The sequence below is a fragment of the Angustibacter sp. McL0619 genome, assembly GCF_049994355.1.
In the GTDB taxonomy this organism is placed as follows: domain Bacteria; phylum Actinomycetota; class Actinomycetes; order Actinomycetales; family Angustibacteraceae; genus Angustibacter.
In genome coordinates, this window is the sequence record NZ_CP188257.1 from 788299 (window position 1) to 814858 (window position 26560).

A 26560-nucleotide genomic window follows, 5' to 3' on the forward strand; every position below is an offset into this window, starting at 1 on the left:
AGCGGCGTCGCGAGGGCTTGCTCGCACTGGCTCGGCTGATGGATAACACGACCCAGCTGGTCCGGGCTCTGGTTGTCGCGGATCGGTGGGATCGTCGCGAGGAACTCCTGGGGGCCCTGCCGGGCATGCAACAGGGAGGATGGGACCCGCAGTTTCGGCTGGGCATCCTCGGGCAGCTGCCCGGTGAGCTGCAGGTGCTCTTCGGGGACGAGGCTCTGCTGTTCGATGGGAGCCACACGAACTTGGGCACGGACACCGGCGCTGTCCTTGCGCAGGTGAATTCGGCACTGTGGTCTGCTGGCGACCCCGCGTTGCTGGTCCAGGCCTGGACGCTGCTGGATCGCTGGCAGTTCGCACCCGCTCGCGTGGAGGCCGCTGAGCTGCTCGAACGGCTGCGCCGCGAAGGAACGACGGAGCAGCCTCTGGAGCAGCGTCTGCACGAGCTGATCACCGACCGTGTGCTACGGGAAGAGGCGGTCGACGGGCCGCACCGGATCGCGCGGGCGGTGCTCAGCCCCGAGCTCTGGCACGACCGCGTGCTGTGGGCCGAAGGTCGGCTGCTCTTGGAGCCTCCGCCGCGCCGAGAGCAGGTGCTGGCCTCCATTCAGGCATGGCGGGAGGAGCGGCCCTGGCCCACGTTCGCGCCAGAGCGCATGGAGCAGCCTGCGGTCGGCGAGGCCGTCATTGCGGCCAGTCGACTGGTCGCGGAACGCGTGCTCGACGACGCAGGTGTCGACGGGTTCGACGTTCGGTTGCTGCCGGTCCCCGACGCCGACACCGTGCTGCGCGGCGAGCTGGGCGTATGGGCACTGATTCGGACCAACTGGGGGGTGGTGCCGTCCTGGCTCGCTCCCTCCGGCACCCCGGTCGAGGATGACCAGCTCGTCCCACCGCTTCTGAACGCCGAGGAGGCCGAGAGTCGAGCCGACGGCGTCTTGCCAAGGTTGGAGCAGGTCGATCTGCCGTGGCTTCGCAGAGTCTCGGCGATGCAGCTGCGCCTGCGAGGGCACGTCGCGCACGTCGAAATGTTCCTGGCGTTCGCCCTCGCCACCAGGTCCGCAGCCAGGCTGGAGCTGGACAGCGCAGCGCCGGGAACCTCGCGGCTCGTGCAGGCGCAGGACCGGCTCGATCGGGTGGAGGCGGGCATCCGTCGCCTGCACACCATGGCCGGGCAGTTGACGAGCGGGACGCTGGACAGCATCGATCCTGAAGGCGAGCTGGACCACGCGATGCGGGAGGTGCTCCGCGTCAGGCAGGCGGTGGGCAGGGTGACCACCGGGGAGAAGGAAGCCGCCGCGAAGCTGGCGCGCCAGCTGGTGCGCAGTCCGAACCTGCGAGGTTGGCTGCTGGTGTTGAGCGCGATGCGTGACCGGGCGACGCTGCCGGCCGACGTGGTCTCCACGGACCGTCGTCTGGCCCCGGACGTCAGCGCGCCGGTGGTGGGCGAGCAGGTGCCGGCGGCGCCGTCGGTGGACGAGTTGATGGACGAGCTTGCTGGCGAGCTGGTGGGCGAGTTTGTGGGTTCGCCGGGGTGGTTGCGGGATGTGGTGCAGGCGGCGGGGGGGTTGATGGAGACGTCCTGGAGTGGGCAGGGCGGGGCCGAGCCGGTGCTGGGGTTCCTGGACGCGAACGCTCCGGTGCTGGATGAGCTGGAGTTCGAGGACGTGGAGGAGGAGGGGGTGCTGCAGGTCCGGTTGGCGGGCTGGCAGGTTCCGGCAGGGGACCTGGATCAGGCGGTGGCCGGGCTGGATGTGGGGTTCGTGGCGGCGATGCTGGCCAGTGGGTCGGGCCGGGTGGTGCGGGTGGTGACGGCGGCCGGTGCTGGTGAAGTGGCCGTGCAGGTCGATGGGGCGGTGGTCGGCGGCCCGGTGGTCGATGGTGGCGTGTCGGGCTCGCCGTCGCTGGAGGTCGCCTACCAGCGGTTGCGGCGGGTGTTCGTCGAGCCGGCGATGATTGCCGAGCCGGGGGGTGAGCGGTTGGAGCGGGACCGGTTCCAGGCGGCGGTGGCGGCGGTGGCGGCCTATCTGGAGGGTGGTCGGCAGGCCTCGTCGGTGGTGGTGGCGGAGCGGTTCGGTGATCTGTTGGGGTTGACCCGCCGCGACGGGCGCCCACCATCGCCTGGTCTGTTGGGCGGATCCCCGGGCGGCTTCGAACAGGGCCGCACGGACGGGCAGGGTTCGTCTCGGGACCACGACGACGGCGGGCGGGACGAAGGGGCGCGGCTGCTGATGGCGTTGGCCGGGCGCGGGTACCTCACCTTCGAGAGCATCCAGGGGGTAGTGGCCGGGGATGACCCGTTCCTGCTCGAGGCGTTGGCCGAGGAGTGGCCGGACGACGGTCAGCCGGTGGATCCCGCTGCGCTGGACACGGTGCAAGCATTCGACGAGGCCCGCCTGATGGATCTGACTCAGCTGGCCGGGCGGGTCCAGGTCAGGCGCACCGAGTCCTACCGGCGCCTGGTTCGCACCCTGGTGGACGCGGCACGAGACGGTGTCCTGGACCGGTTGGCGGCCACCCTCGCCGACCCCGGTCCGGTCGACCCGTGGGTGCTGGCGTGGATGGTCCAGCATGAGCTGACCGGGCCCAGCGAGGGCGTGCTGTCCCGGCTGGTCGAGCCGCAGCAGGACGTGCACCGTGCGGTGCTACAGGTCGCCCAGACCCTGAGCCAGGGGGTCCGCAGGGTCCGGGTGGACGGGGCGAAGCGGGTCTCGATCGTGAAGGCGGTCGTCAGCGATGACCTGCTGTCCCGGGCGGCCGTGGATCCGGCGGGCATGCTGGACGTGCGGGCCGCCGTGCTCTACGCCGAAGCCATCCTGACGCAGGAGGTGACCGGGTCCGAGTCGGCTTTTGAGTGGTTGGTGGGCCGGGCCGAGTCGGCGCTGGTCGCTCTTCACCGCGGGATCACCGTGACGGACGCCGACGCCGACACCGACACGGACGCCGACGTCGACGCCGGGAGCGGCGTCGTCCTGGACACCCCTTCCCCTGACGAGCTGCGCCGGCCGGACTGGCCGGACCACGTGGCTGCGGCTCGCCGGGAATTGACCAAGCAGCCGGACATCGTGCGCCGGTGGCTGGCCCGGGTGCGGCAGGACCCGCCGCCGCCGCTGCCGGAGACCGACGACGTCACGTCAGAGGTCCTCACTCGCGCGGTCCACCTGGCTCTGGACGGGCTGCCCCGGTACCGGCAGGTGACCTTGTTGACCCGAGCCGATCCGGATGAAGAGAGCACTGATTCGGACGCAGCGAGGATCGGGCCAGAGCAGGACCTCAGCCTCCTGCCGGCTGACCGGCGCTATCGGGCGGCGGTGCTGGGCGATGCCGAGGGCGCCTTCCTGCGCACCGTCCGCCCACCGAGCGCGGAGGAGGACCTGCGCCAGGTCACCCGGCTGTTCGCCGCGGCCCGGCTCGCCGGGCGCCGGGGCGAGCTCGCCGCGGCCGCCGAGCTCGCCGCCAGCGGAGGCCAGCCGGACGGTGAGCTGCTGCTCGCCCTGCTGCCATGGTGGCCCGACACCCAGGATCCGATGCAGCTGGAGGCATCGGATAGCGGGATCTCGACGGTCGCCGCCGGCTGGGACCGGGGCCAAGCCCGACAGAACCTGGGCAGAGCGGGCGACGAGCCTGGACGCGACGGCTGGGTCGCGCTGGCCGGGATGATGGACGACGCCACCATGCTCGTGCGCGCCCTTAACCTGACCGTCGGTCGAGGGCGGGCCGTCCTGCTTCAGGCACTCGTGGGTGCGTCGGAGGACATTGTGGCGCACGACATCCTGTACAAGCTGGCCGCCGAGCTGCCGGGTGACCTGCAGTTGTTATCCGCGCAGGAAGCGGCCGCGTTCGACGCGCAGACCCAGACCGACTTCGACAGCGCCCTGGAACGCGTCGGTCCGACCCTTGCCGCCAGTGGTGACTTCGCGACGCTGGTGCAGGCCTGGGCGATCCTGCAGCGCGGGACCCTTGCCCTGATCCGGGTGCAGGCTGCCGAGGTGCTCGCCCAGGTGAGCCGAAGCGAGTCGACGTCGCCGCACTGGGTCCAGCGACTGCACGAGGTGGTCCAAGGGTCCTGGCTGCGGGGCGGGGACCTCGATGGACCCCAGCAGATGCTCCGCGGACTTCTGAGCCCCGCGTTGTGGCACGACTACCTGCTGTCGGCCGAGCGGCAGTTCTTCGCCGAACCCCTGTGGCGACGAGTGCGCGTGCTGAGCGCCATCCAGGCTCACCGGATGGGTGATATGCCTGCCCCGTTGATCTTGGCATTCGCTACGCCGTCGACCGCGTTCGTGGACGTCCTGCCGCAAGAGGGTCTGCTCATGGTGGACCGGGTGCTGGACCTCGTGGCGGGCGACGGCAGCGAGGACCCCGGGCAGGGCCGGCCGATACCGTTGCCTGGCCTGGAGACGGTGCTACGCGGCCAGTCGGACACCTACCTGAGCGTCGACGGCGACGATCGGGCGGCGGTGCCGGCGTGGTTGTCAGTCCCAGATCTTGCGGATCAGCCCGGACAGCCCGATCACCCCGGCCGCGGACCGCGACCGTCCCGAGCGGACCTTCATGACCGCGAAGCTCGCGCCCGATCCCGGCTGGAGTCCGTCGACCTCGACTGGCTGCGGCACGTCTGGACCATGCATATGCGGCTCGACCGACTGGCTACCCAAGCCACGACGCGCCTGGCCGGGCTGCTTGCCGGCCGAGAGGCCGCGGTGCGCGAGCTGGACGCCGCCCTCGAGTCCGACCCGCTCGGGGAGGGTGGGCTGGTACAGCCCGCCCAGCAGACGCTTGACCTGCTGGAGTCCGGCCTGCGCCGCCTGCACACCCTGGCCGTGCGGTTGACGCGCGGGTCGGTGGACAGCGTCGAGGCCGACATCGAGCTGGGCCAGGCGATGCAGGAGCTGGGCGGACCGCACTGGGGAGAGTCGGAAGCGGCCGCCGACCTTGCGGTGGGACTCGTGTTCGGTCCGAACCTGCGGGGCTGGCTGATCGTGATGAGCGCGCTGCGTGACCGGGCGACGCTGCCGCGCGACGTCCTGACCGCGTTGCCCGAACCTGGCGAGCCGGTGGTGAGCGGGCAGCTGCCGGTAGTGGGCGAGCAGCCGCTGGCGGCGCCGGTGGTGGGGGAGGTGGTGGGGTCGCCGGGGTGGTTGCGGGCTCGGTTGCAGGCGGCGGGGGTGTTGCTGCAGACCACGTGGAGTGGGCAGGACGGGGCTGCCGAGCCGGTGCTGGGGGTGCGGGTGGGCCCGGACGCCGCGGTGCTGGAGGAGGTGGAGCTCAGCCAGCAGGAGGGGGTGGTGCAGGTCCGGCTGCCCGCGGGGCTGGCTGAGGAGGTGGCCGAGCTGGATGTGGGGTTCGTGGCGGCGATGTTGGCGGTCGGGGCTGAGCGGGTGGTGCGGGTGGTGACGGCGGCCGGTGCTGGTCAGGTGGCCGTGCAGGTCGATGGGGCGGTGGTCGGCGGCCCGGTGGTTGATGGCGGGGTGTCGGGCTCGCCGTCGCTGGAGGTCGCCTATCAGCGGTTGCGGCGGGTGTTCGTCGAGCCGCCGATGATCGCCGAGCCGGGGGCTGAGCGGTTGGAGCGGGACCGGTTCCAGGCGGCGGTGGCGGCGGTGGCGGCCTATCTACACGCCCGTCCGCAAACCTCGTCGGCGGTGGTGGCGGAGCGGTTCGGTGACCTGTTGGGGTTGACCCGCCGCGACCGGCGCCCACCACCGCCTGGTCTGTTGGGCGGAGCCCCGGGCGGCTTCGAACAGGGCCGCACGGACGGGCAGGGTTCGTCTCGGGACCACGACGACGGCGGGTTGGACGACGGGGCGCGGCTGCTGATGGCGTTGGCCGGGCGCGGGTACCTCACCGCGGAGAGCATCGCGGGGGTGGCCCGGGACGACCCGTTCCTGCTCGAGGCGTTGGCCGAGGAGTGGCCGGATGACGGTCAGCCGGTGGATCCCGCTGCGCTGGACCAGGTGGCAGCACTCGAGAGGAACAATCGGATGGATCTGACTCAACTGGCCGAGCGGGTCCAGGTCAGGCGCAGCGAGTCCTACCGGCGCCTGGTTCGCACCCTGGTGGACGCGGCACGCGACGGTGTCCTGGACAGGTTGGCGGTCACCCTCGCCGTCTCAGGTCCGGTCGACTCGTGGGTGCTGGCCTGGATGGTCCAGCACGAGCTGACCGGGCCCAGCGAGGGCGTGCTGTCCCGGCTGGTCGAGCCGCAGCAGGACGTGAACCGTGCGGTGCTGGAGCTTGTGTACGAGGTGAGCCGGGGGGAACGTCGCCGCGGCCGCGACGGCCCGTCCGAGGTCAGGGTGGAACTGGGCGCGGATCTGCTGCAGCGGGCCGCGGCGGACCCCGCGGCGATGCTGGACGTGCGGGCCGCCCTGCTCCTCGCCGACACCCTGGTGGAGCGCCGGGTGCTCGGATCACGTTTCATAGAGTTGACGGGCCAGGCCGAGTCGGTGCTGGTGGATCTTCACCGCGGGATCACCGTGACGGGGGCCGACGCCGGCGCCCACACCGGGAGCGACGTCGTCCTGGCCCCCCCTGCCCCCGGCGAGCTGGGCCGGCCGGACTGGCTGGACCGCGTGGCTGCGGCTCGCCGCGCGCTGACCGCGCAGCCGGACATCGTGCGCTTGTGGCTGTCCCCGGTGCGGCGGGAGTTGCCGTCGCCGCTGCCGGATACCGAGCACGTCGCGCAAGAGGTCCTCAATCGCGCGGTCCACCTGGCTCTGGACGGCCTGCCCCGGCACCGGCAGGTGGCCTTGTTGACCCGAGCTGATCCGGATGGAGAGAGCATCGGAGCAGAGCAGGACCTCAGCCTGTTCCCGGCTGACCGGCGCTATCGGGCGGCGGTGCTGGGCGTCGCCGAGGGCGCCTTCCTGCGCACCGTCCGCCCACCGAGCGCGGAGGAGGACCTGCGCCAGGTCACCCGGCTGTTCACCGCGGCCCGGCTCGCCGGGCGCCGGGGCGAGCTCGCCGCGGCCGCCGAGCTCGCCGCCAGCGGAGGCCAGCCGGACGGTGAGCTGCTGCTCGCCCTGCTGCCATGGTGGCCCGACACCCAGGATCCGATGCAGCTGGAGGCATCGGATAGCGGGATCTCGACGGACGCCGCCAGGTGGGACCGGGACCAAGCCCGACAGAACCTGGGCAGAGCGGGCGACGAGCCCGGACGCGACGGCTGGGTCGCGCTGGCCCGGATGATGGACGACGCCACCATGCTCGTGCGCGCCCTTGCCATGACCGGCGACCAAGGGCAGGCCGCCCTGCTTCGGGCACTCGCAGACGCGCAGCGGGACCGGGTCCTGGCGGACGACATCCTGTACGAGCTGGTCCAGGAGCTGCCGGGTGACCTGCAGCTGCTGTCCGCCCGGGAGACCCTGCAGTTCGACGAGCAGACCCAGATCGACTTCGACGACGCCCTGGAACGGGTCGGTCCGATCCTGGCGTTCCAGGGTGACTTCGCGGTGCTGGTGCAGGCCTGGGCGATCCTGCAGCGCGGGACCCTTGCCCTGATCCGGGTGCAGGCCGTCGAGGTGCTCGCCCAGGTGAGCCGAAGCGAGTCGACCTCGCCGGACTCGGCTCGGCAGCTGCACGAGGTGATCGAAGAGTCCTGGCTGCGCAGCGGGGACCTGGCTGGCTTCCATCAGATGCTGCGCGCACTCCTGAGCCCTGGGTTGTGGTACGACCGCGTGCTGTCGACCGAGCGGCAGTTCTTCGCCGAACCCGATTGGCGACGACAGATGGTGCTGCATGCGATCTGGGCTCACCGGCAGGGTGGTGTGCTGCAACCGATGGACGACGACGTCAATCCGCCGTTGCCGTTGGTTCGGCTCATTCAGCCGGGGGCGGCGCTGTTCACCATGCACCGGGTGCTGGACCTCGTGGTGGGCGACGGGAGCGAGGACGCCGGGCAGGGTCGGCCGATCCCGTTGCCCGACGTGGAGACGGTGCTGCGCGCGCAGACGGAAGCCCTGAGCCTCTACGGCGACGATCCGGCAGTGGTGCCGGGGTGGTTGTCAGTCGCAGAGCTTGCGGATCGACCCGATCGACCCGATCAGCCCGATCAGCCCGATCAGCCCGATCAGGACCACCAAGCCCGCGCCCGCCTGGAGTCCGTCGACCCCGACTGGGTGCGGGACGTCTGGACCATGGCTTTTCGACTCGACCAGCTGGCTTCCCGAGGGGTGATGCACTTGGCCGGGCTGCTGGCTGGCCGGGAGGACGCGTTGCACGAGCTGGACGTCGCCGTCGAGTCCGATCCGCTTCGGCAGGGTGGTCGGGTCGAAAGCGCCCAGCGGGAGCTTGACCTGGTGGATTCCGGCCTGCGGCGCCTGCACCTCCTGGCCGTGCGGTTGACGAGCGGTCCGGTGGACCGAGTCGAGGCCGACATCGAGCTGGCCCAGGCGATGGGGGAGCTGGGCGGGCTGCAGTTGGGAGGGTCTGAAGCGGCCGATGACCTGGCGCTGGGACTCATGCGCGGTCCGAACCTGCGGGGCTGGCTGATCGTGTTGAGCGCGCTGCGTGATCGGGCGACGCTGCCCGACGACGTTGTCACCACGGACCGTCGCCTGGCCCCGGACGTCAGCCCGCCGCCGGCGCCGGTGGTGGGGGAGGTGGTGGGGTCGCCGGGGTGGTTGCGGGCTCGGTTGCAGGCGGCGGGGGTGTTGCTGCAGACCACCTGGAGTGCGCAGGACGGGGCCGAGCCGGTGCTGGGGGTGCGGGTGGGCCCGGACGCCGCGGTGCTGGAGGAGGTGGAGCTCAGCCAGCAGGAGGGGGTGGTGCAGGTCCGGCTGCCCGCGGGGCTGGCTGAGGAGGTGGCCGAGCTGGATGTGGGGTTCTTTGCGGCGATGTTGGCGGTCGGGTCGGGCCGGGTGGTGCGGGTGGTGACGGCGGCCGGTGCTGGTCAGGTGGCCGTGCAGGTCGATGGGGCGGTGGTCGGCGGCCCGGTGGTTGATGGCGGGGTGTCGGGCTCGCCGTCGCTGGAGGTCGCCTATCAGCGGTTGCGGCGGGTGTTCGTCGAGCCGGCGATGATCGCCGAGCCGGGGGCTGAGCAGTTGGAGCGGGACCGGTTCCAGGCGGCGGTGGCGGCGGTGGCGGCCTATCTGGAGGGTGGTCGACAGGCCTCGCCGGCGGTGGTGGCGGAGCGGTTCGGTGACCTGTTGGGGTTGACCCGCCGCGACGGACACCCACCACCGCGTGGCTTGTTTGGTGGTGTGCCAGGCGCGCCGGGCGGCTTCGGGTCGGGCCGCGCGGACGGGCAGGGCTCGTCCCGAGACCACGACGGCGAGCCGGACGACGGTGAGCCGGACGACGCTGAGCCGGGCGACGGCGAGCTGGACGTGGCGCGGCTGCTGGTGGCGTTGGCCGGGCGCGGGTACCTCACCGCGGAGAGCATCCAGCGGGTAGTGGCCCGGGACGACCCGTTCCTGCTCGAGGCGTTGGCCGAGGAGTGGCCGGACGACGGTCAGCCGGTGGATCCCGCTGCGCTGGCCCAGGTGGAAGCACTCGAGAGGAACAATCGGATTGATCTGGCTCACCTGGCCGGGCGGGTCCAGGTCAGGCGCACCGAGTCCTACCGGCGCCTGGTTCGCACGCTGGTGGACGCCGCACGGGACGGTGTCTTGGACCGGTTGGCGGTCACCCTCGGCGCCGGGACGGTCGACTCGTGGGTGCTGGCCTGGATGGTCCAGCACGAGCTGACCGGGCCCAGCGAGGGCGTGCTGTCCCGGCTGGTCGAGCCGCAGCAGGACGTGCACGACGCGGTGCTGCAGGTCCTTTACGCCCGTAGTGAGGTGGCCCGCGGTCTCGAGGTGCGCGGGGGGCAGCGCGCCCCGATCGGGAACGAGGTCGTGAGCGATGACCTGCTGTCCCGGTTGATGGCGGACCCGGCGGCGATGCTGGACGTGCGGGCCGCCGTGCTCTTCGCAGACAGCATCCTGACGCAGGAGGTGATCGGGTCCGAGTCGGCTTTTGAGTGGTTGGTGGGCCGGGCCGAGTCGGTGCTGGTGGCTCTTCACCGCGGGATCTCCGTGACGGACGCCGACGCCGACGCCGACGCCGACGCCGACGCCGACGCCGACGCCGACGCCGGGAGCGGCGTCGTCCTGGACGCCCCTTCCCCTGAGGAGCTGCGCCGGCCGGACTGGCCGGACCGCGTGGCTGAGGCTCGCCGCGTGCTGACCGCGCAGCCGGCGATCGTGCGCGGCTGGCTGGCCGGGGTGCGGGAGGCCGTGCCGTCGCCGCTGCCGGCGACTGACGACCTCACGTCGCAGGTCCTCAATCGCGCGGTCCAGCTGGCTCTGGACGGCCTGCCCCGGCACCGGCAGGTGACCTTGTTGACCCGAGCCGATCCGGATGAAGAGCGGATCGGGCCAGAGCAGAACCTCAGCCTCATGCCCACTCACCGGCGCTATTGGGCGGCGGTGCTGGGCGATGCCGAGGGCGCCTTCCTGCGCACCGTCCGCCCACCGAGTCTGGAGGAGGACCTGGGCCAGGTCACCCGGCTGTTCACCGCGGCCCGGCTCGCCGGGCGCCTGGGCGAGCTCACCGCGGCCGCCGAGCGAGCCGCCGCGGGAGGCCAGCCGGACGGTGAGCTGCTGCTCGCCCTGCTGCCATGGTGGCCGGACACCCAGGATCCGATGCAGCTGGAGGCATCGGGTAGCGGGATCTCGACGGACGCCGCCAGGGAGGACCGGCGCCAAGCCCGAGAGAACCTGAATGCAGCGGGAGACGAGCCTGGATGGGACGGCTGGGTCGCGCTGGCCCGGATGATGGACGACGCCACCGTGCTCGTCCGCGCCCTTGACCTGGTAAACGGAGTCGCCGAGCAGCAGCAGCTGTTCAAGGCACTCGACGATGCGCTGCAGGGAAGCGTGGCGGACGACATCGCGCACGTGCTGGCAGCTCGGCTGCCGGGTGAGCTGCAGTTGCTCTCCGCGCAGGAGGCGGCCGTGTTCGACGCGCAGACGCAGACCCGGACCTTCGGCCGCGCCCTGGAACGGGTCGGTCCGATCTTGGCGAACCGCGACTTCGCGGTGCTGGTGCAGGCCTGGGCGATCCTGCAGCGCGGGACTTTCGCGCTGGTCCGCGTGCAGGCCGCTGAGGTGCTCGCCCAGGTGAGCCGAGGCGAGTCTTCGGCGCCACGTTGGGCCCAGCAGCTGCGCGAGGTGATCGGCGAGTCGTGGCTGCCCAGCGGGGACCTGGCTGGCTTCCAGCAGATGCTGCGGTCACTCCTGAGCCCCGCGCTGTGGCACGACCGCGTGCTCTGGGCCGAGCGGCTGTTCTTCGCCGAACCCCTGTGGCGACGACAGCTGGCGCTATACGCCATCCAGGTTCACCAGATGAATGGCGAGGCTGTCCCGGTGATCGTGGCAGACCCTACGCCGCCGACCGCGTTCGTGGACGTCTTGCCGCAGGAGGGTCTGCTCATCATGGACCGTGTGTTGGACCTCGTGGCGGGCGACAGCAGCGAGGACGCCGGACAGGACGGGCCGATCCCGTTGCCCGACGTGGAGACGGTGCTACGCGGCCAGTCGGACACCTACCCGAACGATCTGGCGCTGATGCCGCGGTGGTTGAGAGTCCGAGACCTTGCGGTTCAGCCCGGTCACCTCGCCCGCGGACCGCGGCCGTCCCAGGCGGAGCTCGCTGTCCGCGAAGCCAGCGCGCGCGCCCGCCTGGCGTCCGTCGACCCTGACTGGCTTCGGCACGTCTGGACCATGCATGTGCGGCTCGATCGGCTGGTTTCCCGAGAGGTGACGCACCTGGGCAGGCTGCTGTGGGCGCGGGGCCGGGACAGTCGTCGGCTCGAGTTGGACGCCGAAGCCGCGTCCGATCCGACTCGTGAGGGTGGGCGGGTGCAGCGCGCCCAGCAGGCGCTTGACCTGGTGGATTCCGGCCTGCGGCGCCTGCACACCCTGGCCGTGCGGTTGACGCGCGGTCCGGTGAACAGCGTCTTGGCCGACCTCGAACTGGGCCAGGCGATGCAGGAGCTGGGCGGGCTGCACTTGGGAGGGTATGAAGCGTCCAGTATCGCGGGTGCGCTCGTGCACAGTCCGAACCTGCGGGGCTGGCTGCTGGTGTTGAGCGCGATGCGTGACCGGGCGACGCTGCCCGCCGACGTGGTCACCAGGGAGCGTCGTCTGGCCCCGGACGTCAGCCCGCGGGTGGTGGGTGAGCAGGAGCCGGCGGCGCCGGTGGTCGGGGAGGTGGCGGGTTCGCCGGGGTGGTTGCGGCGTGTGGTGCAGGCGGCGGGGGGGTTGATGGAGACGTCCTGGAGTGGACAGGCCGGGGCCGAGCCGGTGCTGGGGTTCCGGGTGGGCGTGGACGACCCGGTGCTGGATGAGCTGGCTTTCAGTTACGAGGACGGCGTGCTGCAGCTCCGGCTGGCGGGCTGGCAGGTTCCGGCAGCAGCCCTGGACGATGCCGCGGCCGAGCTGGATGTGGGGTTCCTGGCGGCGATGTTGGCGGTCGGGGCTGAGCGGGTGGTGCGGGTGGTGACGGCGGCCGGTGCTGGTCAGGTGGCCGTGCGGGTTGATGGCGCGGTGGTTGATGGCGCGGTGTCGGTGTCAGGCTCGCCGTCGCTGGAGGTGGCCAATCAGCGGTTGCGGCAGGTGTTCGTCGAGCCGCCGATGATCGCCGAGCCGGGGGCTGAGCAGTTGGAGCGGGACCGGTTCCAGGCGGCGGTGGCGGCGGTGGCGGCCTATCTGCACGCCCGTCCGCAAGCCTCGTCGGCGGTGGTGGCGGAGCGGTTCGGTGACCTTCTGGGGTTGACCCGCCGCGACGGGCTCCCACCACCGCGTGGCTTGGGTGGGGCGCCGGGCGCCCCGGGCGCCCCGGAGGGCTTCGAGCGGGGCCGCGCGGACGGGCAGGGTTCGTCCCGGGACCACGACGGCGAGCCGGACGACGGTGGGCTGGACGGCGGTGAGCCGGGCGACGGTGGGCTGGACGGCGGTGGGCTGGACGAAGGGGCGCGGCTGCTGGTGGCGTTGGCCGGGCGCGGGTACCTCACCGCGGAGAGCATCGCGGGGGTAGTGGCCGGGGATGACCCGTTCCTGCTCGAGGCGTTGGCCGAGGAGTGGCCGGACGACGGTCAGTCGGTGGATCCCGCTGCGCTGGCCCAGGTGGCAGCACTCGACGGGCAACACCTGATGGTTCTGACTCTCCTGGCCGGGCGGGTCCAGGTCAGGCGCACCGAGTCCTACCGGCGCCTGGTTCGCACCCTGGTGGACGCGGCACGCGACGGTGTCCTGGACCGGTTGACGGCCGCCCTGACCGCTCGGGGTCCGGTCGACCCGTGGGTGCTGGCGTGGATGGTCCAGCATGAGCTGACCGGGCCCAGCGAGGGCGTGCTGTCCCGGCTGGTCGAGCCGCAGCAGGACGTGCACCGTGCGGTGCTACAGGTCGCCCAGACCCTGAGCCAGGGGGTCCGCAGGGTCCGGGTGGACGGGGCGAAGCGGGTCTCGATCGTGAAGGCGGTCGTGAGCGATGACCTGCTGTCCCGGGCGGCCGCGGATCCGACGACGATGCTGGACGTGCGGGCCGCCGTGCTCTACGCCGAAGCCATCCTGACGCAGGAGGTGGCCGGGTCCGAGCCGGCTCTTGAGCGGTTGGTGGGCCAGGCCGAGTCGGTGCTGGTCGGTCTTCATCGCGGGAGCACCATCCCGGGCGCCGACGCCCACAGCGGCGTCGTCCTGGACCCCCCTGGCGCTGGCGAGCTGCGATCGCCGGACTGGCCGGACCGCGTGGCTGAGGCTCGCGGCGCGCTGACCGCGCAGCCGGACATCGTGCGCCAGTGGCTGGCCCGGGTGCGGGAGGACCTGCCGCCGGCCCTGCCGGAGACCGACGACCTCACCTCAGATCTCGTCACTCGCGCGGTCGGCCTGGCTCTGGACGGCCTGCCCCGGCACCGGCAGGTGACCTTGTTGACCCGAGCCGATCCGGACGAGGCGCCGATCGGGCCGGAGCAGGACCTCAGCGTCCTGCCGGCTGACCGGCGCTATCGGGCGGCGGTATTGGGCGATGCCGAGGGCGCCTTCTTGCGCACCGCGCGCCCACCGAGCTCGGAGGAGGACCTGGGCCAGGTCACCCGGCTGTTCACCGCGGCCCGGCTCGCCGGGCGCCTGGACGAGCTGGCCGCGGCCGCCGAACAAGCCACCGGCGAAGGCCAGCCGGACGGTGAGCTGCTGCGCGCCCTGCTGCAGTGGTGGCCCGACACCCAGGAGCCGTTGCAGCTGGAGGGGCCGGGTAGCGGGATCTCGACGGTCGCCGCCGGGTGGGACCGGGGCCAAGCCCAAGAGAACCTGGGCACAGCGGGCGGGGAGTCTGGACGCGACGGCTGGGTCGCGCTGGCCGGAATGATGGACGACGCCACCATGCTCGTGCGTGCCCTTCACGTGGCCGGCGACCGCTGGCGGACCTCCCTGCTTCGGGCACTTGAAGTTGCGCAGCGGGGCGAGGCCCGGGCTGACGACATCCCGCACCTGCTGGCCTTCGAGTTGCCTGGTGACCTGCAGCTGCTGTCCGCACGAGAGGCGTTGCTGTTCGACGCGCACGGCCTCAATGACTTCGACGAGGCCCTCGAACATGTCGATCCGATCCTGGCGAACCAGGATGACTTCGCGGCGCTGGTGCAGGCCTGGGCGATCCTGCAACGCCGGACCCTGGCGCTGGTCCGCGTGCGAGCCGCTGAGGTGCTCGCCCAGGTGAGCCGAAGCGAGTCGACGTCGCCACACTGGGTCCAGCGACTGCACGAGGTGATGCAAGAGTCTTGGCTGCGGATGGGGGACCTGGATGGCTCCCAGCAGGTGCTGCGCGTACTCCTGAGCCCCGCGCTGTGGCACGACCACCTGCTGTCGGCCGAGCGGCAGTTCTTCGCCGAACCCGAATGGCGACGAGAGAGGGTTCTGCACGCCATCCACGTTCACCGGAGCGGGGGCCCTGACGCTGTCCCGTTGAGGGTGGAAGACCCTACGGCGTACACGCTCGTTGACTACATGCCGCGGGATGTTCGGCTCATCGTGTACCGGGTGCTGGAACTCGTGGGGGGTGACGGCAGCCACCACCCCGGGCAGCGCCGGCTGATCCCGTTGCCCGACGTGGAGACGATGCTGCGCGGCCAGTCGGAGAGCTACCTGAGCATCGACGGCGACGATCGGGCGGCGGTGCCGGCGTGGTTGTCAGTCCCGGATCAGGACCAGCCGGATCAGCCGGATCAGCCGGATCAGCCCGATCGACCCGATCGACCCGATCAGTCCGATCAGCCCGATCAGGACCCAGAAGCTCGCGCCCGATCCCGGCTGGAGTCCGTCGACCCCGACTGGCTGCGGCACGTCTGGACGATGCATATGCGGCTCGACCGACTGGCTACCCAAGCCACGACGCGCCTGGCCGGGCTGCTTGCCGGCCGAGAGGCCGCGGTGCGCGAGCTGGACGCCGCCCTCGAGTCCGACCCGCTCGGGGAGGGTGGGCTGGTACAGCCCGCCCAGCAGACGCTTGACCTGCTGGAGTCCGGCCTGCGCCGCCTGCACACCCTGGCCGTGCGGTTGACGCGCGGGTCGGTGGACAGCGTCGAGGTCGACGGCGAGCTGGGCCAGGCGATGCAGGAGCTGGGCGGACCGTACTGGGGAGAGTCGGAAGCGGCCGCCGACCTTGCGGTGGGACTCGTGTTCGGTCCGAACCTGCGGGGCTGGCTGATCGTGATGAGCGCGCTGCGTGACCGGGCGACGCTGCCGCGCGACGTCCTGACCGCGTTGCCCGAACCTGGCGAGCCGGTGGTGAGCGGGCAGCTGCCGGTAGTGGGCGAGCAGGAGCCAGCGGCGCCGGTCGTGGGGGAGGTGGTGGGTTCCCCGGGGTTGCGGCGTGTGTTGCAGGCGGCAGGGGTGTTGCTGCAGACCACGTGGAGTGGGCAGGACGGGGCCGAGCCGGTGCTGGGGGTGCGGGTGGCCCCGGACGCCGCGGTGCTGGAGGAGGTGGAGCTCAGCCAGCAGGAGGGAGTGGTGCAGGTCCGGCTGCCCGCGGGGCTGGCTGAGGAGGTGGCCGAGCTGGATGTGGGGTTCGTGGCGGCGATGTTGGCGGTCGGCTCTGGCCGGGCGGTGCGGGTGGTGACGGCGGCCGGTGCTGGTCAGGTGGCCGTGCAGGTCGATGGGGCGGTGGTCGGCGGCCCGGTGGTTGATGGCGGGGTGTCGGGCTCGCCGTTGCTGGGGGTGGCCGCGCAGGATTTGCGGCAGGTGTTCGTCGAGCCGGCGATGATCGCCGAGCCGGGGGCTGAGCAGTTGCAGCGGGACCGGTTCCAGGCGGCGGTGGCGGCGGTGGCGGCCTATCTGGATGGTGATCGACAGGCCTGGCCGGCGGTGGTGGCGGAGCGGTTCGGTGACCTGTTGGGGTTGACCCGCCGCGACGGGCGCCCACCACCGCGGGGATGGGGCGGCGCGCCGGGCGCGCCGGGCGGCTTCGAACGGGGCCGCGCGGACGGGCAGGGCTCGTCCCGGGACCACGACGGCGAGCCGGACGACGGTGAGCTGGACGTGGCGCGGCTGCTGGTGGCGTTGGCCGGGCGCGGGTACCTCACCGCGGAGAGCATCGCGGGGGTAGTGGCCCGGGATGACCCGTTCCTGCTCGAGGCGTTGGCCGAGGAGTGGCCGGACGAGGGTCAGCCGGTGGATCCCGCTGCACTGGCCGAGGTGGCAGCACTCGACGGGCAACACCTGATGGATCTGGCTCACCTGGCCGGGCGCGTCCAGGTCAGGCGCACCGAGTCCTACCGGCGCCTGGTTCGCACCCTGGTGGACGCGGCGCGCGACGGCGCCCTGGACCGGTTGACGGCCGCCCTGACCGCTCGGGGTCCGGTCGACCCGTGGGTGCTGGCCTGGATGGTCCAGCATGAGCTGACCGGACCCAGCGAGGGCGAGCTGTCCCGGCTGGTCGAGCCGCAGCAGGACGTGCACGACGCGGTGCTGCAGGTCCTATCTGCCCGCAGTGAGGTGGCCCGCAGTCTCGAGGTGCCCGATGGGCAGCGCGCCCCGATCGGGAACGAGGTCGTGAGCGATCACCTACTGTCCCGGTTGATGGCGGACCCGGCAGCGATGCTGGACGTGCGGGCCGCCCTGCTCTTCGCCGACAGCCTCGTGGAGGCACAGCTGCTCGGCTCACGTTTCCTGGAGTTGGTAGGCCGGGCCGAGTCGGTGCTGGTGGGTCTTCACCGCGGGAGCACCATCACGGCCCCCACCGCCCGCCGCGGCGTCGTCCTGGCACCCCCTACCCCCGACGAACTGCGCCGGCCGGACTGGCTAGACCACGTGGCTGAGGCTCGCCGCGTGCTGACCGAGCAACCGGCCATCGTGCGCCGGTGGCTGGCCCGGGTACGGCGGGACCTGCCGCCGGCACTGCCGGATACCGACTACGTCACGCAAGATGTCCTCACTCGCGCGGTCCAGCTGGCTCTGGACGGCCTGCCCCGGCACCGGCAGGTGACCTTGTTGACCCGAGCCGATCCGGACGGGGCCCCGATCGGAGCAGAGCAGGACCTCAGCCTCCTGCCGGCTCACCGGCGCTATTGGGCGGCGGTGCTGGGAGGTGCCGAGGGCGCCTTCCTGCGCACCGCCCGCCCACCGAGCCCGGAGGAGGACCTGCGCCAGGTCACCCGACTGTTCACCGCGGCCCGGCTCGCCGGGCGCCTGGGCGAGCTCGCCGCGGCCGCCGAGCGAGCCGCCACGGGAGGCCAGCCGGACGGTGGGCTGCTGCTCGCCCTGCTGCCGTGGTGGCCCGACACCCAGGATCCGATGCAGCTGGAGGCATCGGGTAGCGGGATCTCGACGGACGCCGCCAGGTTGGACCGGGGCCAAGCCCGACAGAACCTGGATGCAGCGGGCGGGGAGTCTGGACGCGACGGCTGGGTCGCGCTGGCCCGGATGATGGACGACGCCACCATGCTCGTCCGCGCCCTTGACCTGGCCGCCATGGTCGGCGCGCAGCAGCAGCTGTTCAAGGCACTCGACGATGCGCTGCAGGGAAGCGTCGCGGACAATGTCTATCCCTTTTTCGCCGTCGAGTTGCCGGGTGAGCTGCAGCTGCTGTCCGCGCAAGAGGCGGCCATGTTCGACGCGCAGACCGACATCGACTTCGACAGCGCCCTGGAACGCGTCGGTCCGATCCTGGCGAACCATGGTGGCTTCGCGGTGCTGGTGCAGGCCTGGGCGATCTTTCAGCGGGGGACTTTGGCGCTGATCCGGGTGCAGGCCGCCGAGGTGCTCGAGCAGGTGAGCCCAGCTGCATCGGCGCCGCAGTGGGTCCAGCGACTGCACGAGGTGATGCAAGAGTCTTGGCTGCGCATGGGGGACCTGGATGGACCCCAGCAGATGCTGCGCGGACTCCTGAGCCCCACGCCGTGGCACGATCGCGTGCTGTCGGCCGAGCGGCTGTTCTTCGCCGAGCCCTCGTTACGACGACAGATGCTGCTGGCCGCCATCCAGTTTCACCGGAGTGGTGCAAGGGCTGCCCCGTTGGTCGTGGCACACGCTTCGCCGCCGGCGCCGTTCGTTCGGCTCATTCGGCCGCTGGAGGCTCTGTTCACGGTGGAGCGGGTGCTGGAACTCGTGATGGGCGACGGCAGCGAGCACGCCGAGCAGGACGGGCCGATCCCGTTGCCGGACGTGGAGACGGTGCTGCGCGCCCAGCTGGACGACATAAGCCTCTACGGCCACGATCACCCCCACCTCGCGGACCTGCTGGCGGTGCCGGCGTGGTTGTCAGTGCCAGACCTTGCGGATCAGCCCGGTCAGCCCGGTCAGCCCGGTCAGCCCGGCCGCGGACCGCGGCCGTCCAGGTGGGACCTTCATGACCGCGAAGATCACGCCTGGTCCAGCCTGGAGCCCGTCGACCCCGACTGGCTGCGGGACGTCTGGACCATGCATTTGCGGCTCGACCGGCTGCTTTCCCGAGAGCAGACGCACCTGGCCAGGCTGCTGGCTGGGAGGGAGGCCGTGATGGGCGAGCTGGACGCCGCCGTCGCGTCCGACCCGACTCGGGAGGGTGGGCGGGTGCAGCGCGCCGAGCAGTCGCTTGGCCTGGTGGAGTCGGGACTTCGGCGCCTGCACACCCTGGCCGTGCGGTTGACCAGCGGGTCGGTGGACAGCGTCGAGGCCGACGCCGAGCTGGGTCAGGCGATGCGGGAGCTGGGCGGCCTGGGCTTGGCAGAGCCTGCAGCGGGCATGAGTCTGGCGCGCCAGCTCGTGCGCAGTCCGAATCTGCGGGGTTGGTTGATCGTGTTGAGCGCGCTGCGGGACCGGGCGACGCTGCCGGCCGACGTGGTCTCCACGGACCGTCGTCTGGCTGCGGACGTCAGCGCGCCGGTGGTGGGCGAGCAGGTGCCGGCGGCGCCGTCGGTGGACGAGTTGATGGACGAGCTTGCTGGCGAGCTGGTGGGCGAGTTTGTGGGTTCGCCGGGGTGGTTGCGGGATGTGGTGCAGGCGGCGGGGGGGTTGATGGAGACGTCCTGGAGTGGGCAGGGCGGGGCCGAGCCGGTGCTGGGGTTCCTGGACGTGGACGCTCCGGTGCTGGATGAGCTGGAGTTCGAGGACGTCGAGGAGGAGGGGGTGCTGCAGGTCCGGTTGGCGGGCTGGCAGGTTCCGGCAGGGGACCTGGATCAGGCGGTGGCCGGGCTGGATGTGGGGTTCGTGGCGGCGATGCTGGCCAGTGGGTCGGGCCGGGTGGTGCGGGTGGTGACGGCGGCCGGTGCTGGTGAAGTGGCCGTGCAGGTCGATGGCGGTGTGGTCGGCGGCTCGGTGGTCGATGGTGGCGTGTCGGGCTCGCCGTCGCTGGAGGTCGCCTACCAGCGGTTGCGGCGGGTGTTCGTCGAGCCGGCGATGATCGCCGAGCCGGGGGCTGAGCGGTTGGAGCGGGACCGGTTCCAGGCGGCGGTGGCGGCGGTGGCGGCCTATCTACACGCCCGTCCGCAAACCTCGTCGGCGGTGGTGGCGGAGCGGTTCGGTGACCTGTTGGGGTTGACCCGCCGCGACCGGCGCCCACCACCGCCTGGTCTGTTGGGCGGAGCCCCGGGCGGCTTCGAACAGGGCCGCACGGACGGGCAGGGTTCGTCTCGGGACCACGACGACGGCGGGTTGGACGACGGGGCGCGGCTGCTGATGGCGTTGGCCGGGCGCGGGTACCTCACCGCGGAGAGCATCGCGGGGGTGGCCCGGGACGACCCGTTCCTGCTCGAGGCGTTGGCCGAGGAGTGGCCGGATGACGGTCAGCCGGTGGATCCCGCTGCGCTGGACACGGTGCAAGCATTCGACGAGGCCCGCCTGATGGATCTGACTCAGCTGGCCGGGCGGGTCCAGGTCAGGCGCACCGAGTCCTACCGGCGCCTGGTTCGCACCCTGGTGGACGCGGCACGAGACGGTGTCCTGGACCGGTTGGCGGCCACCCTCGCCGACCCCGGTCCGGTCGACCCGTGGGTGCTGGCCTGGATGGTCCAGCATGAGCTGACCGGGCCCAGCGAGGGCGTGCTGTCCCGGCTGGTCGAGCCGCAGCAGGACGTGCACGACGCGGTCCTGCAGGTCCTGTACGCCCGCAGTGAGGTGGCCCGCAGTCTTGAGGTGCGCGGGGGGCAGCGCGTCCCGATCGGGAACGAGGTCGTGAGCGATGACCTGCTGTCCCGGTTGATGGCGGACCCGGCGGCGATGCTGGACGTGCGGGCCGCCCTGCTCTACGCCGACAGCATCCTGACGCAGGAGGTGACCGGGTCCGTGTCGGCGTTTGAGTGGTTGGTGGGCCGGGCCGAGTCGGCGCTGGTCGCTCTTCACCGCGGGATCACCGTGACGGACGCCGACGCCGACACCGACACCGACACGGACGCCGACGCCGACGCCGACGCCGACGCCGGGAGCGGCGTCGTCCTGGACGCCCCTGACCCCGGCGAGCTGCGCCGGCCGGACTGGCCGGACCGCGTGGCTGCGGCTCGCCGCGTGCTGACCGCGCAGCCGGCGATCGTGCGCGGCTGGCTGGCCCGGGTGCGGGAGGCCGTGCCGCCGCCCCTGCCGGAGACCGACGGCGTCACGCAAGATGTCCTCACTCGCGCGGTCCAGCTGGCTCTGGACGGGCTGCCCCGGCAGCGGCAGGTGGCCTTGTTGACCCGAGCCGATCCGGATGAACAGAGCACTGATTCGGATGAAGCGAGGATCGGGCCAGAGCAGGACCTCAGCCGCCAGCCGGCTGACCGGCGCTATCGGGCGGCGGTGCTGGGCGTCGCCGAGGGCGCCTTCCTGCGCACCGTCCGCCCACCGAGCGCGGAGGAGGACCTGCGTCAGGTCACCCGGCTGTTCACCGCGGCCCGGCTAGCCAGGCGCGTGCACAAGCTGGCCGCGGCCGCCGAGCGAGCCGCCAGCGGAGGGCGGCCGGACGGTGGGCTGCTGCTCGCCCTGCTGCGATGGTGGCCCGACACCCAGGATCCGATCCAGCTGGAGGCATCGGATAGCGGGATCTCGACGGTCGCCGCCGGGTGGGACCGGCGCCAAGCCCGAGAGAGCCTGGACGCACCATCCACGGGCAGGGGCAGGGTGGGCGTCGATCCTGGACGCGACGGCTGGGTCGCGCTGGCCGGGATGATGGACGACGCCACCGTGCTCGTGCGCGCCCTTGACCTGGCTGACAGGGTCGGCACCCAGCCCGAGCTGTTCAAGGCACTCCTGGATGCACTGCGGCGCGGCGCGGCGCACGTCAAGCCGCACGTGTTTGCTCAGCTGCCGGGTGAGCTGCAGTCGCTGTCCGCGCAAGAGGCGGCCGTGTTCGAGGCACAGACCCGGACCAACTTCGGCACTGCCCTTGAGCGAGTCGGTCCGACCTTGGCGAACCGCGACTTCGCGGTGCTGGTGCAGGCCTGGGCGATCCTGCAGCGCGGGACTTTCGCGCTGATCCGCGTGCAGGCCGCTGAGGTGCTCGCCCAGGTGAGCCCAAGCGAGTCGTCGGCGCCACAGTGGGCCCAGCGGATGCACGAGGTGATCGACGAGTCTTGGCTGCGGATGGAGGATCTGGATGGCCCCCAGCAGATGCTGCGCGGACTCCTGAGCCCCGCGCTGTGGCACGATCGCGTGCTGTCGGCCGAGCGGCAGTTCGTCACCGAACCCTGGGGGCGACGCTGGATGGCGCTGCGCGCCATCCAGTTTCACCGGCGGGGTGCTTTTGCTGGCCCATTGGGCGGGGCTAACGCTGGGCCGTCGATCACGTTCGTGGAGGACATGCGGCTGGACGATCTGCTCACCGTGGAGCGGGTGCTGGACCTCGTGGTGGGCGACGGCAGCCAGCACCCCGGGCAGGGCCGGCCGGTCCCGTTGCCTGACCTGGAGACGGTGCTACGCGGTCAGCTGGACACCTACATGAGCCTCGACGACCACGATCCGGCAGCTGTACCGGCGTGGTTGTCAGTGCCAGACCTTCCGGATCAGCCCGGTCAGCCCGGTCAGCCCGGCCGCGGACCGCGGCTGTCCTGGGCGGCCCTCGATGACCGCGCAGCCGGCGCGCGCACCCGGCTGGAGTCCGTCGACCCTGACTGGGTGCGGGACGTCTGGACCATGCAGGTGCGGCTCGACCGGCTGCTTTCCCGAGAGCAGACGCACCTGGCCGGATTGCTCGCTGGGAGGGAGGCCGTGGTGCGCGAGCTGGACGCCGCCCTCGAGTCCGACCCGACTCGGGAGGGTGGGCGGGTGCAGCGCGCCGAGCAGTCGCTTGGCCTGGTGGAGTCGGGACTTCGTCGCCTGCACACCCTGGCCGTGCGGTTGACCAGCGGGTCGGTGGACAGCGTCGAGGCCGAGGCCGAGGTCGAGCTGGGTCAGGCGATGCGGGAGCTGGGCGGCCTGGGCTTGGCAGAGCCTGCAGCGGGCATGAGTCTGGCGCGCCAGCTCGTGCGCAGTCCGAATCTGCGGGGTTGGTTGATCGTGTTGAGCGCGCTGCGGGACCGGGCGACGCTGCCCGCCGACGTGATCACCACGGACCGTCGTCTGGCTGCGGACGTCAGCGCGCCGGTGGTGGGCGAGCAGGCGCCGGCGGCGCCGTCGGTGGACGAGTTGATGGACGAGCTTGCTGGCGAGCTGGTGGGCGAGTTTGTGGGTTCGCCGGGGTGGTTGCGGGGTGTGGTGCAGGCGGCGGGGGGGTTGATGGAGACGTCCTGGAGTGGGCAGGGCGGGGCCGAGCCGGTGCTGGGGTTCCTGGACGTGGACGCTCCGGTGCTGGATGAGCTGGAGTTCGAGGACGTCGAGGAGGAGGGGGTGCTGCAGGTCCGGTTGGCGGGCTGGCAGGTTCCGGCGGGAGCCCTGGATCAGGCGGTGGCCGGGCTGGATGTGGGGTTCGTGGCGGCGATGTTGGCCAGTGGGGCTGGCCGGGTGGTGCGGGTGGTGACGGCGGCCGGTGCTGGTGAAGTGGCCGTGCAGGTCGATGGGGCGGTGTCGGTGTCGGGCTCGCCGTCGCTGGAGGTCGCCTATCAGCGGTTGCGGCGGGTGTTCGTCGAGCCGGCGATGATTGCCGAGCCGGGGGTTGAGCGGTTGGAGCGGGACCGGTTCCAGGCGGCGGTGGCGGCGGTGGCGGCCTACCTGGAGGCTCATCCGCAAACCTCGCCGGCGGTGGTGGCGGAGCGGTTCGGTGACCTGTTGGGGTTGACCCGCCGCGACGGACCCCCACCACCCGGTGGTTTGGGCGGCGCGCCGGGCCCGCCGGATGGCTTCAAGCGGAGCCGCGCGGACGGGCAGGGTTCGTCTCGGGACCACGACGTCGGCGAGCCGGACCTGGCTCGTCTGCTGGCTGCCCTGCGTGCCACCGGGCTCGACCCGGCGACGGTGCCTGCCGGGGGGATCTCGTCACCGGCGGTCCTCGAGCGGATCGTGCAGCACTGGCCACCGCTGACGCAGTTCGTGATTCCCATCGATCCGGGAGACCTCGCTGATACCCAGGAGGGCCCAGCCCTGGATCGCGCCCAGGTCGGTGCGCTGTCGATCCTGTTCGGCCAGGTGGCGGAGCATCGTCGCCGAGCCAGACTCGTCGTCCAGGTGATGGCCCCGGTCATCCAGCTCGGCTGGCTGGACCGCGTGCTGACCGCGGTGTACGACGTCCAAGCCGGCCGAACCCCCCAACCGGTTGCGGTGCACCAGATTGCGGCCGTTCGACTCTCGTCGTCGCGCACCGGCGTCGTCCCGCAGCTGGCGGACCAGGGAGACGGCACCCACCTGGCGGTGCGCCGGTCGGTTCAGGCCTTTCGTGAGGCGTCCAGCGGAGGTCGAGTCCACGACGACGTCCTGGCCTGGGCGGCCCAGCTCGAACCGCTCCTCGACCTGCCGACGGCCGGCGTCCTGGCCGACCTGATGGTCGAACGCGACCTGGATCTGGCGCTGCGCACGCTGCTGAGCGACCACGTCGAGCCGCTGCTCGTCGCCGTCACGGAATGGCGCGACGCTCACCCAGACACTGTGCCCGCGCTTGGCCCGGCCTGGGCGGAGCTCGACATCCCGGGTCCCGAGCAGACCACACGTGACGGGTGGCCGGCTCGGCGTCAGCGCGCACTGGACCTGCTCGACAGGGATCCCTACTCGCTGGCCACCCTGCTGCGGAGCGCGGCCCCCGGGTGGGGCACCTCGGGGCCAAGCACGGACACCCGGTCGCTCGTGGCCGAGCTGGGTGCCCGCATCGCACGGCAGGCGCTGGACCGGCTACCGGACCATCAGCGCGAACTGCTGGAAAAGCGCGCGGAGGCGAGCCTGCGCTCGGCGGACGGCTCGGACCTCTTGACGGAGGGCGAACTGGCGGTGCGAGCAGCCCAGATCGGGCACGTGGACGGGCTCTTCCTGCGTGCACTGCGCCGGCCCGACCATCAGGACGACGTCCGGCGGGTCACCAGGTTGGTCACCGCCGCGCGACTGGCCTATCGCCTCTCGGACCTGCCGGACGCCGTGGACGTCCTGCGGCGCGGCGACGCGCCGGACGCCGACCTGCTGCTGGACCTGGCCGCGCAGTGGCCCACCACTGCGTACGCACCGCTGCGGACCGACGACGGCGCGACCCTGGTCACCGAAGCGGCGCTGGAGCGCGACGCCGACCACGCCCGGGCCCAGCTGTCCGAGACCGGGCATCGACGAGTACAGGTGGCCCAGCCAGACGTCGTGGATGGCTGGCTGGCGCTCGCCGACTTGGTGGACGACGCAACCCAGCTCGTTCGTGCATTCCGCTCTCTTCGAGCCGTCGAACCTGGCGGTGGCCTCGCCGCGGACCTGGACGGCAGTCTGGTGGAGGATCTTGTGCGGGATCTCGTCGAGGCAGCTGCCTGGCGGCCGCCCTCGCAGCCGTACTCGGCGGCCTCGCACACGCCGGGGCAGCTGCACGTCCGGTCGGCGGAGCAGGCGATCAGCTGGGACGTCGAGATGCGCACCGGCATGGCGCTCGACCCCGCCGGTACCGTGGCCAGGTTCCAAGCAGACATGGTCTCTTGGCTGGCCTCGCTCGACCTGGAGATGTCGGTCGCCGTTCAGGGGTGGGGCGTCCTGCAGCGATGGTTCCTGGAGCCGATCGCCCTGCAGGGCGGGCAACGGACCAGGGCGTTCGTCGAATGGTCCGACGTGCCCGAGACACCGGTTCACGACGTCCACGACGCGCCGCGGCGGCTCGGGCGCGTGCTGCTCAGTCCCGGCACGTGGCGGGACCAGGTGCTGGACGCCGAACGATGGCTCCTCGCCGGGCCGACGACCCGTCGCTATCAGGCGTTCATCGGCGCCGGAAGGGCGGCAATGGGCGCGGCCGCGTTCGCGCACCTTGCCATGCCAGCGGCCGACGTTCAGCCGCCGCTGTTCGTGATGCCCCCGGACTCCCTGGCCCTCGCACTGCTGCTGCTCGTTGAACACGCCGGCTCGGCTGATGGCGCCCGGTTCGAGCCGGCTGCTGTGCTGCCGCCGGCGGCGCCACCGCCTCGGCTGCCCTCCGTCTGGTCCGTGTTCGATCACTGGCCGGAGATGGCCGCAGTGCTGACCGACGTCGAGCCGCCGCCTGGTGATCCAGCGGTGAACCGGTGGGACCAGGTGCGCGCCATGCGGCAGGCTGCGGAGGGCTGGGTGCTTCGGGTGATGCGAGCGGACCGGGATCACGACGCCGACATCGCGCTGCGCGACTGGCTGCGCCACGTCAACGCCGTGGTCGCCTTGGCGCAGCGAGAGGTCGGGCTGGCCGAGATCCCGCTGCGGCGTGCGTGGGTCGCCCACGCCATCGCCGTGGCGGAGCAGGAGGCTCGCCCGACTGAGGACGCCGAGGCCAGGGTGGCGGCCTTCCAGGCGCACCGGGGCGGACTCGCCGACCTGGTGACCCGGATGGCGGCTGGAACGGTGCCGCCCGACGAGCTGCTCGCGTCAGTGGACCGGCTGGTCCTGGAGCAGCGCACCGCCACAGACTTCATCGACGCCCATCTGGACCTACTTCAGGCCGAGCTCGCCGCCACCCATAACTTCGACCACGCCACCGCTCTCGTGCGGCAGGACGTCGTGCACTGGGTCGCCTTGGCGCAAGCGCTGGAGCACCGCACCGCGGAGCTGTTGGCAAACACGACCTGAAC

Annotated in this window: 1 protein-coding gene (cut by a window edge); it reads left to right on the forward strand. The window is 72.0% G+C overall.

The genetic code is table 11. The annotated features are described in order from the left end of the window. On the forward strand, positions 1-26558 hold the 3' portion of the coding sequence (locus tag ACPPVT_RS03425; RefSeq protein WP_426565479.1) for a hypothetical protein. Its footprint begins 21055 nt before the window's first position; only the last 26558 of its 47613 coding nucleotides appear in the window; the start codon falls outside the window, past its left edge; its stop codon occupies positions 26556-26558. The last annotated feature ends 2 nt before the right edge of the window (positions 26559-26560 follow it).